Source organism: Sphingomonas pruni NBRC 15498, from assembly GCF_001598455.1.
GTDB classification, from domain to species: domain Bacteria; phylum Pseudomonadota; class Alphaproteobacteria; order Sphingomonadales; family Sphingomonadaceae; genus Sphingomonas; species Sphingomonas pruni.
Genome location: NZ_BCYZ01000093.1, coordinates 1 through 15578, shown reverse-complemented (window position 1 = coordinate 15578; position 15578 = coordinate 1). Strand labels below are relative to the sequence as shown.

18 protein-coding genes are annotated in these 15578 nt (G+C 63.0%); 11 read left to right on the top strand and 7 right to left on the bottom strand.

The genetic code is table 11. The features are described 5' to 3' along the window. Window positions 1-8 precede the first annotated feature (8 nt). Genes SPR01S_RS19025 through SPR01S_RS19015 form a run of 3 tightly spaced genes read right to left on the bottom strand, consistent with a single transcriptional unit; the run spans window position 9 to window position 1537 of the window. Window positions 9-929, bottom strand: a complete 921-nt coding sequence (locus tag SPR01S_RS19025; RefSeq protein ID WP_066592618.1) for an alpha/beta fold hydrolase — start codon at window positions 927-929, stop codon at window positions 9-11. Between the two features lie 3 nt (window positions 930-932). Beyond that, entirely contained in the window at window positions 933-1136 is a 204-nt protein-coding gene (locus tag SPR01S_RS19020; RefSeq protein WP_066592615.1) for a helix-turn-helix transcriptional regulator, read from the bottom strand. Continuing rightward, complete coding sequence (locus SPR01S_RS19015; protein ID WP_066592612.1) at window positions 1133-1537, bottom strand: hypothetical protein; 405 nt, start codon at window positions 1535-1537, stop codon at window positions 1133-1135. The genes SPR01S_RS19020 and SPR01S_RS19015 overlap by 4 nt, the downstream gene beginning before the upstream one ends. Before the next feature lie 115 nt (window positions 1538-1652). On the opposite strand from SPR01S_RS19015, the gene SPR01S_RS19010 reads away from it, so the two are divergent. The 5 genes from SPR01S_RS19010 to SPR01S_RS18995 all read left to right on the top strand — a co-directional run bounded on the left by SPR01S_RS19010 (window position 1653) and on the right by SPR01S_RS18995 (window position 5784). Then, on the top strand, window positions 1653-2615 hold the full coding sequence (locus SPR01S_RS19010; protein WP_066592609.1) for an IS1595 family transposase: 963 nt from the start codon (window positions 1653-1655) through the stop codon (window positions 2613-2615). Between the two features lie 434 nt (window positions 2616-3049). After that, window positions 3050-3592, top strand: coding sequence for a hypothetical protein (locus tag SPR01S_RS19005; RefSeq protein ID WP_066592607.1), 543 nt, complete (start codon window positions 3050-3052; stop codon window positions 3590-3592). A 299-nt stretch (window positions 3593-3891) separates the two neighbouring features. Then, on the top strand, window positions 3892-4083 hold the full coding sequence (locus SPR01S_RS21740) for a hypothetical protein (protein ID WP_157082355.1): 192 nt from the start codon (window positions 3892-3894) through the stop codon (window positions 4081-4083). Between the two features lie 121 nt (window positions 4084-4204). Beyond that, window positions 4205-4765: a hypothetical protein gene (locus SPR01S_RS19000; protein ID WP_157082354.1), complete on the top strand. Its 561-nt coding sequence runs from the start codon at window positions 4205-4207 to the stop codon at window positions 4763-4765. A gap of 320 nt (window positions 4766-5085) precedes the next feature. Further along, window positions 5086-5784, top strand: a complete 699-nt coding sequence (locus SPR01S_RS18995; RefSeq protein ID WP_066592603.1) for a hypothetical protein — start codon at window positions 5086-5088, stop codon at window positions 5782-5784. Window positions 5785-5853: 69 nt separating this feature from the next. On the opposite strand, the gene SPR01S_RS18990 is transcribed toward SPR01S_RS18995, so the two are convergent. Further along, window positions 5854-7254 carry a UDP-N-acetylmuramate--L-alanine ligase gene (locus SPR01S_RS18990; protein ID WP_066592601.1) on the bottom strand — a complete coding sequence of 467 codons (1401 nt, stop codon included), beginning with the start codon at window positions 7252-7254 and terminating at the stop codon, window positions 5854-5856. Between the two features lie 56 nt (window positions 7255-7310). Between SPR01S_RS18990 and SPR01S_RS18985 the strand changes: the two genes are divergently transcribed. Beyond that, window positions 7311-8147: an LD-carboxypeptidase gene (locus tag SPR01S_RS18985; RefSeq protein ID WP_066592598.1), complete on the top strand. Its 837-nt coding sequence runs from the start codon at window positions 7311-7313 to the stop codon at window positions 8145-8147. Between the two features lie 95 nt (window positions 8148-8242). Continuing rightward, the gene (locus SPR01S_RS21735) at window positions 8243-8707 is read left to right on the top strand and encodes a hypothetical protein (protein ID WP_066592596.1); all 465 of its coding nucleotides are present in this window, start codon (window positions 8243-8245) and stop codon (window positions 8705-8707) included. Here the strand turns inward: SPR01S_RS21735 and SPR01S_RS18975 are convergent. Next, entirely contained in the window at window positions 8695-9597 is a 903-nt protein-coding gene (locus tag SPR01S_RS18975) for a LysR family transcriptional regulator (protein WP_066592593.1), read from the bottom strand. The two genes, SPR01S_RS21735 and SPR01S_RS18975, sit on opposite strands and share 13 nt — an antisense overlap. A 123-nt stretch (window positions 9598-9720) precedes the next feature. On the opposite strand from SPR01S_RS18975, the gene SPR01S_RS18970 reads away from it, so the two are divergent. Continuing rightward, a complete protein-coding gene (locus SPR01S_RS18970) occupies window positions 9721-10569 on the top strand; it encodes an oxidoreductase (RefSeq protein ID WP_066592590.1) in 849 nt (282 codons plus the stop codon). A gap of 24 nt (window positions 10570-10593) precedes the next feature. Here SPR01S_RS18970 and SPR01S_RS18965 read toward each other — a convergent pair whose 3' ends face one another. Continuing rightward, window positions 10594-10959 (bottom strand): hypothetical protein, encoded by a 366-nt coding sequence (locus SPR01S_RS18965; protein WP_066592587.1) that lies wholly within the window; start codon window positions 10957-10959, stop codon window positions 10594-10596. A gap of 210 nt (window positions 10960-11169) precedes the next feature. On the opposite strand from SPR01S_RS18965, the gene SPR01S_RS18960 reads away from it, so the two are divergent. Together SPR01S_RS18960 and thrS are read left to right on the top strand one after the other, a co-directional pair. Then, on the top strand, window positions 11170-11433 hold the full coding sequence (locus SPR01S_RS18960; RefSeq protein WP_066592584.1) for a hypothetical protein: 264 nt from the start codon (window positions 11170-11172) through the stop codon (window positions 11431-11433). Between the two features lie 235 nt (window positions 11434-11668). Beyond that, a complete protein-coding gene (gene thrS, locus SPR01S_RS18955) occupies window positions 11669-13693 on the top strand; it encodes a threonine--tRNA ligase (RefSeq protein WP_066592621.1) in 2025 nt (674 codons plus the stop codon). Between the two features lie 39 nt (window positions 13694-13732). Here the strand turns inward: thrS and SPR01S_RS18950 are convergent, their stop codons facing one another. After that, window positions 13733-14548, bottom strand: a complete 816-nt coding sequence (locus tag SPR01S_RS18950; RefSeq protein ID WP_157082353.1) for a TorF family putative porin — start codon at window positions 14546-14548, stop codon at window positions 13733-13735. A gap of 289 nt (window positions 14549-14837) precedes the next feature. On the opposite strand from SPR01S_RS18950, the gene infC reads away from it, so the two are divergent. Beyond that, entirely contained in the window at window positions 14838-15368 is a 531-nt protein-coding gene (infC, locus tag SPR01S_RS18945) for a translation initiation factor IF-3 (RefSeq protein ID WP_066592581.1), read from the top strand. Window positions 15369-15578 lie beyond the last annotated feature (210 nt).

Here is a 15578-nt window from a genome sequence, read left to right as displayed (position 1 = left end):
GAAGAGCTTCACCCCGCGAAAGCGGTCAGCGCCTTCAGGAATGCGTCGGGCTGGTCGAGCATCACGAAATGCGCGGCATCGCCGATGTCGACATAGGTAACGTTCGGCGCGGCGGCATATTGCTTCCGATAGAAGGGGCCGGCCATTTCCCTGGTCGGGTATCCCGAGTTCCACGGATAGAGCACTGTGATCGGCGCCTTGATCGATGGCAGATCCGATCGCAGGTCGGTGATGAGGTCCTCGTACAATACCTCCGCGGTGACACGCGAATCCGCCTTCATTGCCCATGCCTTCATCTTGGTGATGCTGTCGGGTTTGAGTGCGAGGCCCTTGGTCTGGCTTGCGGCGTCGGCATCGCTCATCGGTTTCCCGTAGGTAGCGGCGATCTTGTCGCGAGCCACGGCGGCTTGCGGCGCGACCATGGCCGGCGTCACCTCGACCCCGGGAGGCGCCCGGAGCACTGCGAAGAACGGCAGCGAGTCCACGATCATCAGCTTGCCGATGTCGCCGGGGTGCGCTTTCGCCAGCATCATGCCGACCAGTCCGCCCATCGAATGCCCGACCACGGCGGCACCGGTCAGCTTGTTCTTCACGATATAGGCATCGAGATCGGTGACGATCCCGTCGAGCACGCCGGGCTTGAGGTTGGCGCCGGGATCGTCGCCGGCAAAGCCATTGACCTGGACCAGGATGACCCGGTGATTCTTCGCTAGTTCGGGCACGACCCCGTCCCACACCGCGCGAGGAGTGGCGAGACCCGGGATCAGGATGACCGGCGATCCCTTGCCGGCCTCGGTCACCGAAATGTGATCCATCCGGACTTCGCCAGTGCTGGTCGCCGCGGTCGGAGCGCAATGCCCGATATTGGGCTGGAGGATGGCGAGCGGTGCGAGCACGGCGACGGCCAAACGGAGAGTGAAGTGGTTCATGGTTCAGGCTTCCTTGCTGGGAGAGACGAAGATGTCTTCGATGGCGAGCTCGAACAGCTCGGCGATCTTGAAGGCGAGAGGGAGCGAGGGGTCGTAGCGGCCGGTCTCGATCGCGTTGACGCTCTGCCGGCTGACCTCGAGCTTGTCGGCCAAGTCGCCCTGGCTCCAGTTGCGCTCGGCGCGCAGCACCTTGAGGCGGTTGTTCATCGACCTCCCCCCATCGTCAGCCGGTTGGCGAAATTGCCGAGGCCAAGCCCGCCGAACCACAGGACCGAGACCCAATAGACCTCGACATGGCTGACCAGCTCGAAGCTTTCGAGAAAGCCCCACATGGTCGCGATGCTGAGCGCGAAGCCCGACGCCCAGAGCGTCTGGCGCACCATCAGCATGCGGACATATTCGTCCTGCTCCTCGACCAGGTAGAGCCCGATCGCGGCGAAGATACCGATGATCGGAAGCGCCGGCAGGATCGCCACGATCCAGGCGACCGGACCACCGACCAGATGATGTTTGAACGCATAGACGGCGCCGATCAGGAACGCGGCGTAGACGAGGCTGAGTAGGATGACCCGCTTGTTATAGCGCCGGGTGGCGGGGCTCATGATCATGTAAAGGCTCCTTTCGAATCAGTAAAGTGAGCTTTACAGTAAAGCACGCTTGTCAGTCAAGGGTGCTGGACATTATATACTTGACAAAGCACACCCCTAGCGGTAGCTGGAGGGCATGACGAACCTAACCGCCCCCCGCTTCACCGATGCCGACGCAGCCCGCGAGCATCTGGAAGCCCTGCACTGGCCCAACGGCCCGGTTTGCCCTCACTGTGGCGGTGTGGACGTGAAGCGGCTCCCGGCGCAGCGCGGCAAGCCGAGCAAGAAGAACCCCGAAGGCGCGATCCGTAATGGCGTGATCCAGTGCAACGCGTGCCGCCAGCAGTTCACCGTGACCGTCAACACGGTGTTCTCGGACAGCAAGGTTCCGCTCAACAAGTGGCTGTTGGCTGTCCATCTGCTCACTTCGAGCAAGAAGGGCGTCAGCGCGCACCAGCTTCACCGCATGTTGGGCGTTACCTACAAGACCGCGTGGTTCATGGCGCACCGCATCCGCGAAGCGATGATCCCAGAAGGCAACGAGCCCCCGATGGGGTCGGGTGGCGGCACCGTCGAGGTGGACGAGACTTTCATTGGCCGCGTCCCCGGCAACAGCCGCATGGCGATCCACAACATGAACAAGGTTATCTCGCTGGTCGATCGCACGACCGGCCGTGCTACGTCGGTCGTGTTCACCGGCAATTTCTCGCACAAGTCGGTCGGTCCGATCCTGGCGCAGCACATGGCGAAGGACGCCAAGCTGATGACCGACGAAGCTCATCACTACAAGACGATCGGCGCGGCCTATGCCGGTCACGACTTCGTCAATCACGCCAAGAAGGAATACGTCCGCAAGGGTGACGCCACGATCCACACGAACACGATCGAAGGCTTCTTCGGCATCTTCAAGCGTGGGATGCGCGGCATCTACCAGCATTGCGGCTCGCAGCACTTGCAGCGTTATCTGCGCGAGTTCGATTTCCGCTACACCTATCGCTCGGCGAACGGGATCGAGGACGATCAGCGCGCCGAAATCGCCTTGAAGGGCATCGCGGGCAAGCGCCTCACCTATCGGCGGATTGGTGCAGTCGCAGCCTAAGCACCCGGCGCTTGGTAAGAAGCGAGTTCACAAGGGCGGCAACTATGGCTACCGCAAGGATCGCGACTAGCTCGCTATCGGCCTTCCCCGCCGCCGAGGTTCATCCGTATCGGCTGGTTTCGGGTGTGGCTTTGGGGGAGTGCGCAGCATACGCTTGAGCACTTCATCTTCTGGATTCTGCATTGCCTTCGCCATCTCGTCCTACCTCCGCACGGACCTGCATTTTTTGCGGCTCCCGCACTGATATGTCGCGGGAACACGTTTTACCTGATTGGCTTCGTAAAGTCATTCCGAGGAAGCATGAGTCTCGCGTTCATTTTCAGACGAGGCGAGGGGATCGGGAAACTCCAATCAGGTCGAGAACAAATAGATCAGAGGGCCATCTCGGGACCAGGACACTCTTCAAAGTTTGCAAGAAGTGCAACACGGGCTGGATGAAAAAGCTCCAGGACAAAGCAATTCCGATACTTGTTCCGTTGATCAACGGCGTATGGAACGGCTTCACTGATCGCCAACTGGAGATCATTGCAAAATGGGCTGCTATGACGGCTACCGTGGTGGCAATGAGTCACGACACCCACGGTGTTACTAACGCAGATAGGCGCACGATCGCTGAAACCGGCCAAATACCAAAAAACTGGTTTGTTTGGATAGGGATGCTGACTGGTCTGAATGACATCGCCTACTCTAATAGGGTGATTTCATCCCTCACCGACATAATCGGCCCCTCCGAGCCCAACATAGCGGTAACAACTGTCTCGCTCGGGCAACTCATCGTCCATATTTTTAGCGCGCCCTTTGGCACCATCACGCCCGACCACAACTGGTATGGGCAGTACTTCGGGCTTTTCCCTATCCACCCCAGAGGGGGGAACGCTGATGCTTGGCGCGCCCTGCCCATCATACCGCTCGCGTCGCCCGCGTTTCAAAGCATCCTCGACGATTTCTTCTATCTCCTTGCGGAGAGGGCAAACTAGCTCCTCCTCGCCGTGCGCCGGCCTGTCGCTGGCTGGTGTACTGCACTCTGGATGCTTTGTCATGTATATAATGTCCAGGGTGCTTTACAGGCCCCATGGCGCGCACCCTGTGTCCACAGGGCGCGGCCCGGCTCCGCCGTCGGGCGCCGCCATCGGATTCTGCGAAAGGCTTGATCAATATCGACAGCGCGCGAATTCCGCTCGACTTCGTGCATGGCGAACGCATTATGCCCTTCGGCAGTAGCGAGTGTTCAAGGGGCGTGCGTGTGATAGCGGTTGGACGCTAAAGCGCAGCAGAGATGACGGCGATGAATGAGTCCGCGAGGAGACTAGGAAAGTTCGCCGGGATGACCGGCCTTGTCATGATGATCCTCGGTAAGAACACCTATCATCCGACCAATGGCGCACTGAGCATGGTGTTTTGGATGGGGGTCGTATTCGTCGTGATAGGCATTTTCTCGTTACGTTCGTCTCGATCGACGGGCGGCTAGCTTTCTAATCGGCCTTCCCCGCCGCCGAGGTTCATCCGTATCGGCTGGTTTCGGGTGTGGCTTTGGGGGACTGCGCAGCATACGCTTGAGCACTTCGTCTTCGCGGGGGAAAATATCGATCATGCGACGACCTACACCACTGAAACGCACGGGCCTGAAGGCCGCTGACTTTAAGTTGATTGGTGAAATCGTCGTATTGTCGGGCATGATAGAAGATACGCTTAAGCGAATGCCACTTGCCATGTTGCGGGTTGCAGAGGTGCCTGGAATCGCAATGACCACGCATCTGAAAGCTTCTAGCTTGTGTGATATGGTACTCGCAATCACGCCATATTTTGTTCAATGGGATGATCTGACGACTGAAGTTGAAGAGGCTATCAAACTCGTCAGGAAAGCTTCCGACGTTCGCAATGACATCGTCCATGGCCCGTTCTGTTTCAAGCCAGAGACGCCGTTCAAGGGCACGCGAAAGCTGACAGCTCGCTCTCAACTTCGCCTGACAGAGCGAAGCTATTCGGAAGGTCAGCTAGCCGAAGCGCTGGCCCTCCATATCAACGCTTGGCAGGCGGTCGCCGACTGTTACGTAGGCATGTACGCGCTAGCTGAAGACCGAGAGCATCGCGGCCAATCGCCTCTTCGCCCGGACTTTGCTGCGAAAGCCGATCGTCAAACTGACGCCTAGCCTCAGCGAGAGTCGCTTCATCAATTTTAAACGCCAGCCCGTCGGCCTGGGCTGAACTGCACTCTGGATGCTTTGTCATGTATCTAATGTCCAGGGTGCTTTACAGTTACACCGGTTTAGCATGGCTCTCGCCATTGCGACGGCGTGTCGCCCGCTGTGGGACCGCCGAGGCGAACTGTTCCGCGGCCGCCCTACTATGTGCAGCAGGGCGACGCCCACTCCCGCCAGAACGGGCAAGAAATTTGTGGTGGAACTGCAATATCCCGATAATACAGAACAAGTTCGCCTCCGGGGGGAGGCGATTCGCAGAGGGGGTTTGCATGAAGAAGGTGATTATGACCGCTGCGGCGGTTGCGTTGGTGTGCGCGTCCGCGCCGGTCATCGCCAAGGACAAGAACGCCGCGCCGGTCAATGTCGATGCGCCGGCGGGTGCCGCGAAGCCGATTGCGGCCAGCTGGCCGGCCGGTGTTGCGCCGACCACGCCGACGATTGCCGCGGACGCGGTGCTGCCGACCAATAGCGAAGTGGTCGTGCGGCTGAACTCGGAACTCAATTCGAAGAAGGCGCGCGAAGGTTCGACGTTCCTCTCGACGGTTGCCTATGACGTGATGCTCGGCAATGTCGTCGTCATCCCCAAGGGTACGCCGGTCAACGGCGTCGTCACCTGGCGCACCGGCAAGGGCGCGTTCGGCAAGTCGGCGAAGATGGAATATGAGATCCGCAGCTTCGACCTCGGCGGTCAGCGTTATGCGCTGTCGGGCAAGTTCCGCCAGGAAGGCAAGGGCAATACCGGCGCCGCGGTCGGCGCGGTGGTCGCGGTCGGCGTCTTCGGCGCGTTCGTCACCGGCAAGAGCGCAATCGTCGAGCAGGGCCGCGAGCTCAAGGTCTACACGACGACCGTCATCCCGGTAATGGTACCGGCTGGCGCCTCGGCGGCGCCCGCTCCGGCCGCCGTGCCGGCGACGACGGCCGCAGTGCCGCCTCAGGCAACCGCGCAGCCGGCTTCGGCGACCAAGTAAGCGATCAAATCGTCAAAGGGCCGTGCGGCGTGCGCCGCGCGGCCCTTTTTCTTTGCTCGCGCGCCGGCGTCACAGCCCCGCGATCTTCGCCAATATATCGCCCGCGAGCACGCTCAGCGTGTCGTCGCGCGCGCCCATCACCACCACACGATCGCCCGGTTGTGCGATCCCTGCGATCATGTCCGCCGCTTCGGCGCGATCGGCGATGTGGCTCGCGTTGCGGCCGGCCGCCTTCACGTCGGCGACGATGTCGGCGCTGGTCACTTCGCGGCTAACGGTACCGCCATAATAAGCGGGATCGGGGAGGACCAGGACATCGTCCGCCTTCAACCCATGGGCGAAGGCGGCGACCAGTTCGCGGCGCATCGTCTTGAGCGGGCCGTAACCATGCGGCTGGAACAGGACGATCAGCCGGCCGGGAAAGGCGTGGAGCGTGGTCAGCGTCGCGGCGATCTTGTCGGGATTGTGCCCGAAATCGTCGAGCACCGCGATGCCGTTGGTCTCTCCCACCAGCTCGAAGCGGCGGCGCAGCCCGGTGAAGCCGCCGAGCGCGACCGCGGCATCGTCGAACGAGACGCCCGCCGCGTGGCACGCGGCGATCGCCGCGAGCGCGTTGGCGATATTGTGGCGGCCGGGCACCTGGAGCTCGACCGCGACGGGATCGTGTCCGCGCGCAACGAGTTGGAAATGCGCGCCATAGGGTTCTTCGACGATATCGGTCGCGGTGATCTCGGCATCGGCCTTGAGCGCGAACCCGACCACGCGATTGGCGGGCAGCGTTCCGGCGAGCCGCGCGCCATCCTCGTTATCGAGATTGACGACCGCGATCTCCGACTTGGCGATGAAGTCGCCGAACAATTGGTTGAGCTCGTCCAGGCTCTTGTGATCGAGGCTGACATTGTTGAGCACCGCGATGCGCGGCGCGAACAGCGCGATCGAGCCGTCGCTTTCATCGACTTCGCTGACGAAGACGTCGCCGCCGCCGACCAGCGCGCTGGCGAAGGCCGCGTTAGGCGTGGCGAAATTCTTCATCACCGCGCCGTTCATCACCGTCGGATCGCGGCGCAGCGCATGGAGGATCCAGCCGATCATGCCGGTCACCGTCGACTTGCCGCTGGTGCCGGCGACGCCGATCGGCATCGTGCTGGCATTGAACAGATCGGCGAGCATTTCCGCGCGAGTCATGCGCGGGCACTCCAGCCGCTCGGCGGCGACCATGTCCGGCACCGTCGGCTCGATCGCGGCCGAGGCGATGACGACCTGATCGGGCGAAGTGATGCCGCTGCCGTCCTGGGGGAACAGGGCGATTCCCAAGTCGCGCAGATAGTCGAACTTGGCCGGCAGCCGCGCCTGGTCGAGGCTGCGGTCCGATCCCGCCACGCTGGCGCCGCGCGCCGCCAGGATCATCGCCAGCGGCATCATGCCCGATCCGCCGATGCCGACGAAGAAACAGGGTTTGCTCATGTCCATCGCACCGGGCTATCCCCGCTTTCTGGGACGACGGCAAGAACGGGACGGTAGGGTAGATGAAAATCGCGGTGATGGCGCCCGCCAACCGGGTCGAGGAGCATTCGCTCGACGCGCTGCCGGCAATCGCCGCGGGTTATGATGTCGAGCTGGTGATCGACCCGCAATGCTATGCCTCGGGCGGCGGCCATACCTGGGCGGGGCCCGATCAGTTGCGGGCCGACACCTTCCTGAAATACGCCAACGATCCCAGCGTCCATGCGGTGTGGTTCGCGCGCGGCGGCTATGGCTCCAACCGCCTGTTCCCGCTGATCTTCCCGCATCTGGAGGACGCCGCGAAGCGCAAATCCTATGTCGGTTATTCGGATATGGGGTTCATGCTCGGGGCGCTCTATGCGCGCAAGATCGGCAAGCCGATCCACGGCCCGATGCCGATCGACGTTACGCGCAACGACAATGGCGCGTCGGTCCGGCGGACGCTCGGCTGGCTGGTCCATGGCGACAAAGCGGGGCTCGAGCCCGGGATCATCGGATCGGGCCGTCCGGCGGCCGCGTTCAACCTGTCGATCCTGGACGCGATGATCGGCACGCATTGGCTGCCCGATCTGACCGACCACGATTTGCTGGTCGAGGAAGTCAGTGAGCATCTCTACCGAGTCGACCGGATGATGTTCCATGTTGCCAACGCGACGCAATTGTCGGGCATCGCCAGCCTCCGCCTCGGCTCGATTACCTTGCCGCCAGCCGATGGTCAGGCCGATTTCGGCCACACGCCCGACCAAATCGCGTGGGATTGGAGCAAGATAATGAAAGTGCTGTACGAAGGCCGCGCGCTGATCGGCCACGACAGCAACAATCATGTCGTTCCATTTGGCCAGATCATTTCGAGTACCTAATCATACCCATATTGGGCGCCTCCGTCGAACTACGTAGGTTCTCAAAGCCTTTGCTAACCAATTCACGCTAGCGATCGGCGATCGAGAGGTCACCGATGCCGCAGACGCTGGAAGAATATCATACCAAGATCGAACGGATGATGGCCGAAGGCGACGCCCTGGTCGCGGCGCGCGACCCGGCGTCCGAGGATGCGGTAAAGCGCCGGATGGCCGAATCCGCCCTGGTGATCGCCTCCTATCAATTGTTCGTGCACCGTCAGGTGTTCGCGCCGATGCTGGAACATGCCGATGTGGCGATGCGCGCGCGCGTCAACGAGCTCAAGGTCGAATGCATCGCGCTGACCGAGGATCTGCGTTTCAATGTCCGCGAGTTCGTTGCGCGCGTCGACGACGGGCCGCTCGACTGGGATCAGGCCGCGGCCGGCGTCGCGTGGTTCAACGGCCGGGTCCGCGCGCACATCGCTCATGTCCGCCAGATGATGGCGCCCGAGCTGAGCGATGCCGAGCACGCCCGGCTGCGGGCGCGCCGCACGGCGACGATCGGCGTTCAGGCCGCCTGACGCTCGCGATCGCGCGCGTAATCGATGAACGCGCGTAACGGCCCCGGCATCTGCCGCCGGCTCGGATAATAGAGATACAGGCCCGGCCAATAGGGACACCAGTCGCCGAGCACACGCTCGAGCCGTCCCGCAGCGATCAGATCGGCGGCCATTTCCTCGAACACGAACGCCAGTCCGATTCCGTCGAGCGCGGCACTCAGCATCAGTTCGTGCTCGTTGGTGGCGAAGGGACCGTCGACCGCGATTTCCAGCTCGACCCCGGCGCGCTCGAACTCCCAGTGGTAATCGTCACCCCGATCGAACTTATAGCAGATGCAGGGCAGGCCGATCAGGTCGCGCGGATGGACCGGCCGCGGCCAGCGCTCGAAATAAGCGGGCGAGCCGACCACGGCGAACCGCCGGCGCTGCCCGATCGGCACCGCGATCATGTCGGCGGCGATCCGCTCGCCGAACCGGACGCCGGCGTCATAGCCCTGCGCCACGGTGTCGACGAGCGCGGTCTGCGCGATGATCTCGACCTCGACCGAGGGATTGGCCGCGAGGAAGCCGGCGAGCAATGGCATCAATTCGAGCCGGGCCGACGCGAGCGCGGTGTTGAGCCGCAACGTACCGATTGGCGTACCGCGCAGGGTGTTCAATTCCTCAATCGCATCGTCGATGTCGCGAAAGGCGGGGTCGACGCGGTCGTACAGGCGTTGCCCCGCCTCGGTCAGCGCGACGCTGCGCGTGGTGCGGTTGATCAGGCGGACGTCGAGCCGCTCCTCGAGGGCGCGCAAAGCGTGGCTGAGCGCCGAGGGCGTGACGCCGAGTGCGACGGCGGCCTCACGGAAGCTTCCAGCGCGTGCGATGGCGAGGAAGACGGTCAGGTCGCCCGGGGCAATGCGCTGCAAATTAGTGAATCCTGTTCATCTTCTCGTGGAGAATATTGCCGATTATCTCATCAGGTACCAGCATCTATCTGGTTTCCGCCGACAGAGTGCTGCCGGGCGATATTCACATCGAGGAGACAGATCATGCGGATTTGGTTCATCACGGGCGCATCGCGCGGGTTCGGTGCACTGATTGCCAGGGCCGCGCTCGACAGCGGCGACGCGGTCGTTGCGACCGCGCGCAATCCCGACGCCGTGACCGAGGCGCTGGGTGATCACGACAATCTGCTCGCGGTCCGGCTCGACGTAACCGACCACGGCCAAGCCAATGACGCTGTCGCAACCGCGATCAAGCGTTTCGGCCGCATCGACATATTGGTCAACAATGCCGGGTTCGGCATGGTCGGCGCGGTCGAGGAAGCAAGTGCCGCGGAGATCGAGCGCATCTATGCGACCAACGTGTTTGGCCTGCTCGGCGTGACTCGCGCGGTATTGCCGCATATGCGCCGTCAGCGCTCGGGCCGGGTGTTCAACATCTCGTCGATCGGCGGCTATCAGTCGCGCGCCGGATTTGGCATCTATTGCTCGACCAAGTTCGCTGTCGAAGCGATCAGCGAGGCGATGTTCCAGGAACTCGCGCCGCTCGGCGTGCATGTCACCGTCGTCGAACCGGGCGCGTTCCGGACCGACTTCCTCGATGCCAGCTCATTGGTGCCGCACGCCAACCATATCGACGATTACGCGGAAACGTCGGGCAGGACCCGGGCGTGGTCGACCGACAATAACCATGCGCAACAGGGCGATCCCGAAAAGCTCGCCACCGCGATCCTCCGCCTCGCGGGCGAGGCCGAGCCGCCGATGCGGATTCAGCTCGGTAGCGACAGCGTGGCGCGAGTCGAGACCAAGAACGCTTTCGTCGCCGCCGAACTCGCAAAATGGCGCGACCTCGCGGTCAGCACGGACTATCCGGCCGAGGCGCTTGCCGGCGCGTGAGGGGCCGGTCGGTTCGGTCAGGGACTAAGCCTCCACTCCTCGCGGGTGGGGGCTTTCGCGCTCGACCAGATCAGCGCCACCGACCACGCGGTGATGCTCGACATGGTCGGGCCGCGTGAGCAGGAAGCGGTCGTCCTCGGGATAATAACGCGCGCGGTCGATATCCTCACCGGCGAACGCCGCGATCGCGTCGATTGAATCCCACCAGCTGAGCGTCGTGACCTCGCTTTCGCCATTGCCGAGCGTGCGGACCAGCATCTGCGCGCCGAGATTGCCCGGCGTCGCACGATAATCGTCAAGTCCGGTGTCGGCGATATAGGCGACATAGTCCGCCTCGTCGGCGGTACGAATGCGCGCCGACCAACGACGCAGGATGACGGTCTTGTCCATCGGGCGATCCTCCTGCCCCGATCGTCTAAGGCGCCGGGCGCGCCGGCAAAAATCGAATGTGGCAATAGTCCGATAAGACAGGGTTATGATCGGCGACGGTTGCGTGACGGGGCGGCCTTTTCCTTCAGGTCGAACGCGTCCATAGGCCCGCGCGACATCGGCGATGACTCGCGAAGGAGTTCGCCGCCCGCATCTATTGAGGATTGAACCATGGACGATATTGCCGACCTGCAGGCCCAGCTGGTGGCGTTGCGCATGGCGGTCGAAGGCGCCTGGCTGTCGCTGCTCGGCAATGACAGCGATCCCGTCGGCACGGTTGCCAAACTCAAGGACGCGAACGTCGCCGCGGTCGATCAACTCGACGCCACGACTCCCAATGCAAAGGCGTTACGCGATACGGTGGCCGCCCATACCGCGCATTTGTGGAGCTCGATCGAATGGCAGCTCCAGCAGATCGCGGCGGACAAGCAATAGCCGCGGCTGGATTTTTTAGCCGGCCCGCCATATATCCGCCCACATGAACAGCGCGTTCGCCACGACTACCACCACTACCCCGGCTTTCCGGGGGGTGTTCGGCGCGCGCGACTGACGCTTACGCCGATTGCCTCGCCCGGGAATGGGTGAGGTTGGCGTCCACTCCCCGTTCCAGTCTTTCCCTCGGACGCTGCCCGGTGCATAGGCGCGCCAACTGACAGGAACGACCATGGAAATGCTCTCGATCACGCTCCCCGACGGCTCGGTTCGCGAGGTCGCGCCCGGCACGACCCCGGCCGACATCGCCGCGGCGATCGGCCCCGGTTTGGCCAAGGCCGCGATCGCCGCGCGCGTCGATGGCGAATTGCGCGACATCACGCGGCCGCTTGAGAGCGACGCCCAACTCGCGCTGGTGACCAGCCGTGACGAGAAGGACGCGCTGGAACTGGCGCGCCACGATTTCGCGCACATCCTGGCCGAGGCGGTGCAGAACCTGTTTCCGGGCACGCAGATCACGTTCGGGCCGGCGACCGATGACGGTTTCTATTACGACTTCGCGCCGACGCCCGAACATGGGCCGTTCACCGAGGAAGAGTTGCCCGCGATCGAGGCCGAGATGCGCGCCATCATCGCCCGCGACGAGCCGCTGGTCCGCGAGGTATGGAGCCGCGCCGATTTGATTGCGCGCTGGAAGGCGCAAGGCGAGACGTTCAAGGCCGAATGGGCCGCCGAATTGCCCGAGGGCGAGGAACTGACGGTCTACAAGGCCGGCAATCGCCCGGATGCCTGGCTCGACATGTGCCGCGGCCCGCATCTCGCCTCGACCGGCAAGCTCGATCCGCAGGCTTTCAAGCTGACGCGCGTGTCGGGCGCCTATTGGCGCGGCGACCAGAATAACGCGATGCTCTCGCGCATCTACGGCACGGGCTGGCTCAACAAGAAGCAGCTCGATCAGCACCTGTTCCGGCTGGAGGAGGCGGCGAAGCGCGACCATCGCAAGCTGGGGCAGGAGATGGACCTGTTCCACCTCCAGGCCGAAGCGCACGGGTCGGTGTTCTGGCACCCCAAGGGCTATATGATCTGGCGCGAGCTCGAGGCCTATATGCGCCGCGCGATCGACGCCGCGGGCTATCGCGAGGTCAAGACGCCGCAGGTGATGGACGCGCGCCAATGGGAGCAGTCCGGCCATTGGGGCAAATATCGCGAGAACATGTTCGTCATCCCCGACGAAGTGCCCAACACCGAAGATGAGGGGCCGATCGTCTCCGACCATGCCGAGTGGATGGCGTTGAAGCCGATGAACTGTCCGGCGCACGTCCTGATCTTCCGCCAGGGGATCAAGTCGTATCGCGACCTGCCGTTGCGCCTGTACGAAAATGGCTGCTGCCATCGCAACGAGCCGCACGGCGCGTTGCACGGGCTGATGCGCGTGCGTCAGTTTACCCAGGACGATGCGCACATCTTCTGCCGCGAGGACCAGATCGTCGAGGAAGTGCAGGCCTTCTGCCGCCTCGCCGACCGCATCTATCGCGACTTCGGCTTCAAATATGCGATCAAGCTGGCGCTTCGGCCCGACAACCGTTTCGGCACCGAAGAGATGTGGGACAAGGCGGAGGCCGAACTGCGCGACGCCGTGGTCAGGGCCGGTCTCGCCAACGAGGAATATGGCTGGGAAGAGCTGCCCGGTGAGGGGGCGTTCTACGCGCCCAAGCTCGAATGGCATTTGACCGATGCGATCGGCCGGACGTGGCAGGTCGGCACGATCCAGTCGGACCGTGTGCTGCCCGAACGGCTCGACGCGAGCTATGTCGGGGAGGATGGCGAGCGCCATCGTCCGGTGATGCTCCATCGCGCCATCTTCGGGTCCTACGAGCGCTTCATCGGCATCCTGATCGAGCATTTCGCCGGCAAGCTGCCGGCATGGCTTGCACCGGTGCAGGCCGTGGTGGCGACGATCGTGTCGGACGCCGACGATTATGCGGTGCAGGTCGCGGCCGAGCTGCGCAAGGCGGGGCTGCGGGTCGAGACCGATCTTCGCAACGAGAAGATCAACTACAAGGTGCGCGAGCACAGCCTGGCCAAGGTCCCGAACCTGCTGGTCGTCGGCAAGCGCGAGGCTGACGAAGGCACGGTGGCGCTGCGTCAGTTGGGCAGTGATCGTCAGCAGGTGCTGACCCTGGCAGCGGCGATCGAACAATTGCAGCGCGAGGCGCTGGCGCCCGACCTCGCCGTCGCGGCGGAGGCCGAGGCCCAGGCGTGATACGAACAGCGGGCGGCGGTGTTTCGCCGCCCGTTTGTCTCAAAAAGCGGCGCTGACCGAAAACAGCGCGGTGGCATCGGCGATCGACGATCCATTCTTGGTCGAGGCGAAATTGGGCAGCAGATAGGCCGATCTCGCCTTGCCGATATCGGTATCGACATAGGACACGCCCAGCGTCACCGGGCCGATGACGTAATCGACACCGAGCGACCAGTCGAAATACTCGCCGGTCGGCGTCACGCTGGTGCCGTTGGGGCCGAGTCCGGGATTGCCGTTAGAATGGCCGAGATGCGCCTTGGCGGTCAGCGGGGTCCTGGGAATGCCGATATTGGCATCGCCCCAGAGGTAGAGATTATCCTGGGCCTGGCCGCGGCTCTGCGGGGTGTTGGAGAAGTTGCCCAGCGCCTTCTGCTTCGGCGCATAAGCGATGCCGGCGAGCAGATTGGCCGGTCCGATCGTTTTGCCGAGCTTGATATAGGGCTCGGCGAAATCGGTCGTTTCGGCGCCGCCGGGATACATGTACCAGGTCACCCCGATGTCGATAGTGGTGCCGCTGGCGATCGGCTTCTTGATCCCGGCAAACAGATCGAGTTCGAGGTTGGCGCCGCCGAACGTCCCCCAACCGGCAAGGTTCGATGCCCAGGCACCGGCATAGACGCCGCTTTCGTGCGCGACGGTCACGCCGCCCTGCAGCGCGGCCTGCTTGTCGGACTGCGACACGCCACGGAACCGATAGTCGGATACCAAGGCGACATTGGCCGACACGGTGACTGGCTTGGGCGGTTCTTCCTGCGCCGCGGCGGGCATGGCAGCCAGCAACGACGCCGCCGCGATGGCGGCGAAGCGATAGATCATGGAACATTCCCCTGTATGATGAGGTGAACGTTCCTCCTGCGACCGCCCGGCAGGGTCTTCTGTGGCGAGATCCGGTCCGGGCGGCGGCTTACGACTATCGCCGCCGGATTGCGGTAATCGTTCGCAATCGTGAGGAAATGTTGCCGCCGACCCTGGCTGCCTCAGCCATGAACCGCCATTCGCGGGCATAAATGCCGACTTTTGCTGTCCCCGCTTTTAAATCCCTCGGCAAAATTCTATATCATGCCCCTCACAACCCAAAGGAGCAGTACCTATCCGTCCTCCCACGATGCGCCGACCAAACCAGGCGCCGCCGATGAACGGCCCCCGATTCAACGAATGGATCCAGTCGCCCAAGGTTCGAGTGATCGACCATGAAGGCGAGAATCTGGGCGTGATGTACACGAAAGAGGCGATGGAGCAGGCCCAAGGGCTTGGTCTCGACCTCGTCGAAGTCTCGCCCAACGCCGATCCGCCCGTGGCCAAGTTCCTCGATGTCGGCAAGTTCAAGTACGAGGCGCAGAAGAAGGCCAACCTCGCTCGCAAGAGCCAGAAGACGCAGGAGATCAAGGAGATCAAAATGCGTCCGAACATCGACGATCATGATTATGAAACGAAGATGAAGGCCATCCACAAGTTCATCGGTGAGGGCGACAAGGTCAAGGTGACGCTTCGCTTCCGTGGCCGCGAGTTGAGCCACGGCCAGCTGGGTATGAACCTGTTGAAGCGCGTGCAGGAAGACACTGCCGAGGACGCGAAGGTCGAAAGCTATCCGCGCATGGAAGGCCGTCAGATGCTGATGGTGCTTTCCCCGAAGTAAGGCTCGCCGACGCGGAATAGCTTAACGCTATTCCGCGAAAGCTCGGCGAGCCCGGCCGGCGGCGCCCAAGGGCGCCGACCGACGGCGCGGATTGACTCCGCGCCGGCTCCCTTGCCTCGAATACGACCGTCACCCCGGCCTTGTGCCGGGGGCCAACGGTCGGCAAGCGCCAGACAGGAGGCTCCAGCTACTCCCTAACCGGCAGGTTGG

Bases quoted from the DNA above. Each gene is read 5' to 3' on its own strand.
- SPR01S_RS19025 (WP_066592618.1), bottom strand. From the start codon at position 929: ATGAACCACTTCACTCTCCGTTTGGCCGTCGCCGTGCTCGCACCGCTC.
- SPR01S_RS19020 (WP_066592615.1), bottom strand. From the start codon at position 1,136: ATGAACAACCGCCTCAAGGTGCTGCGCGCCGAGCGCAACTGGAGCCAG.
- SPR01S_RS19015 (WP_066592612.1), bottom strand. From the start codon at position 1,537: ATGATCATGAGCCCCGCCACCCGGCGCTATAACAAGCGGGTCATCCTA.
- SPR01S_RS19010 (WP_066592609.1), top strand. From the start codon at position 1,653: ATGACGAACCTAACCGCCCCCCGCTTCACCGATGCCGACGCAGCCCGC.
- SPR01S_RS19005 (WP_066592607.1), top strand. From the start codon at position 3,050: ATGAAAAAGCTCCAGGACAAAGCAATTCCGATACTTGTTCCGTTGATC.
- SPR01S_RS21740 (WP_157082355.1), top strand. From the start codon at position 3,892: ATGACGGCGATGAATGAGTCCGCGAGGAGACTAGGAAAGTTCGCCGGG.
- SPR01S_RS19000 (WP_157082354.1), top strand. From the start codon at position 4,205: ATGCGACGACCTACACCACTGAAACGCACGGGCCTGAAGGCCGCTGAC.
- SPR01S_RS18995 (WP_066592603.1), top strand. From the start codon at position 5,086: ATGAAGAAGGTGATTATGACCGCTGCGGCGGTTGCGTTGGTGTGCGCG.
- SPR01S_RS18990 (WP_066592601.1), bottom strand. From the start codon at position 7,254: ATGGACATGAGCAAACCCTGTTTCTTCGTCGGCATCGGCGGATCGGGC.
- SPR01S_RS18985 (WP_066592598.1), top strand. From the start codon at position 7,311: ATGAAAATCGCGGTGATGGCGCCCGCCAACCGGGTCGAGGAGCATTCG.
- SPR01S_RS21735 (WP_066592596.1), top strand. From the start codon at position 8,243: ATGCCGCAGACGCTGGAAGAATATCATACCAAGATCGAACGGATGATG.
- SPR01S_RS18970 (WP_066592590.1), top strand. From the start codon at position 9,721: ATGCGGATTTGGTTCATCACGGGCGCATCGCGCGGGTTCGGTGCACTG.
- SPR01S_RS18965 (WP_066592587.1), bottom strand. From the start codon at position 10,959: ATGGACAAGACCGTCATCCTGCGTCGTTGGTCGGCGCGCATTCGTACC.
- SPR01S_RS18960 (WP_066592584.1), top strand. From the start codon at position 11,170: ATGGACGATATTGCCGACCTGCAGGCCCAGCTGGTGGCGTTGCGCATG.
- thrS (WP_066592621.1), top strand. From the start codon at position 11,669: ATGCTCTCGATCACGCTCCCCGACGGCTCGGTTCGCGAGGTCGCGCCC.
- SPR01S_RS18950 (WP_157082353.1), bottom strand. From the start codon at position 14,548: ATGATCTATCGCTTCGCCGCCATCGCGGCGGCGTCGTTGCTGGCTGCC.
- infC (WP_066592581.1), top strand. From the start codon at position 14,838: ATGCGCCGACCAAACCAGGCGCCGCCGATGAACGGCCCCCGATTCAAC.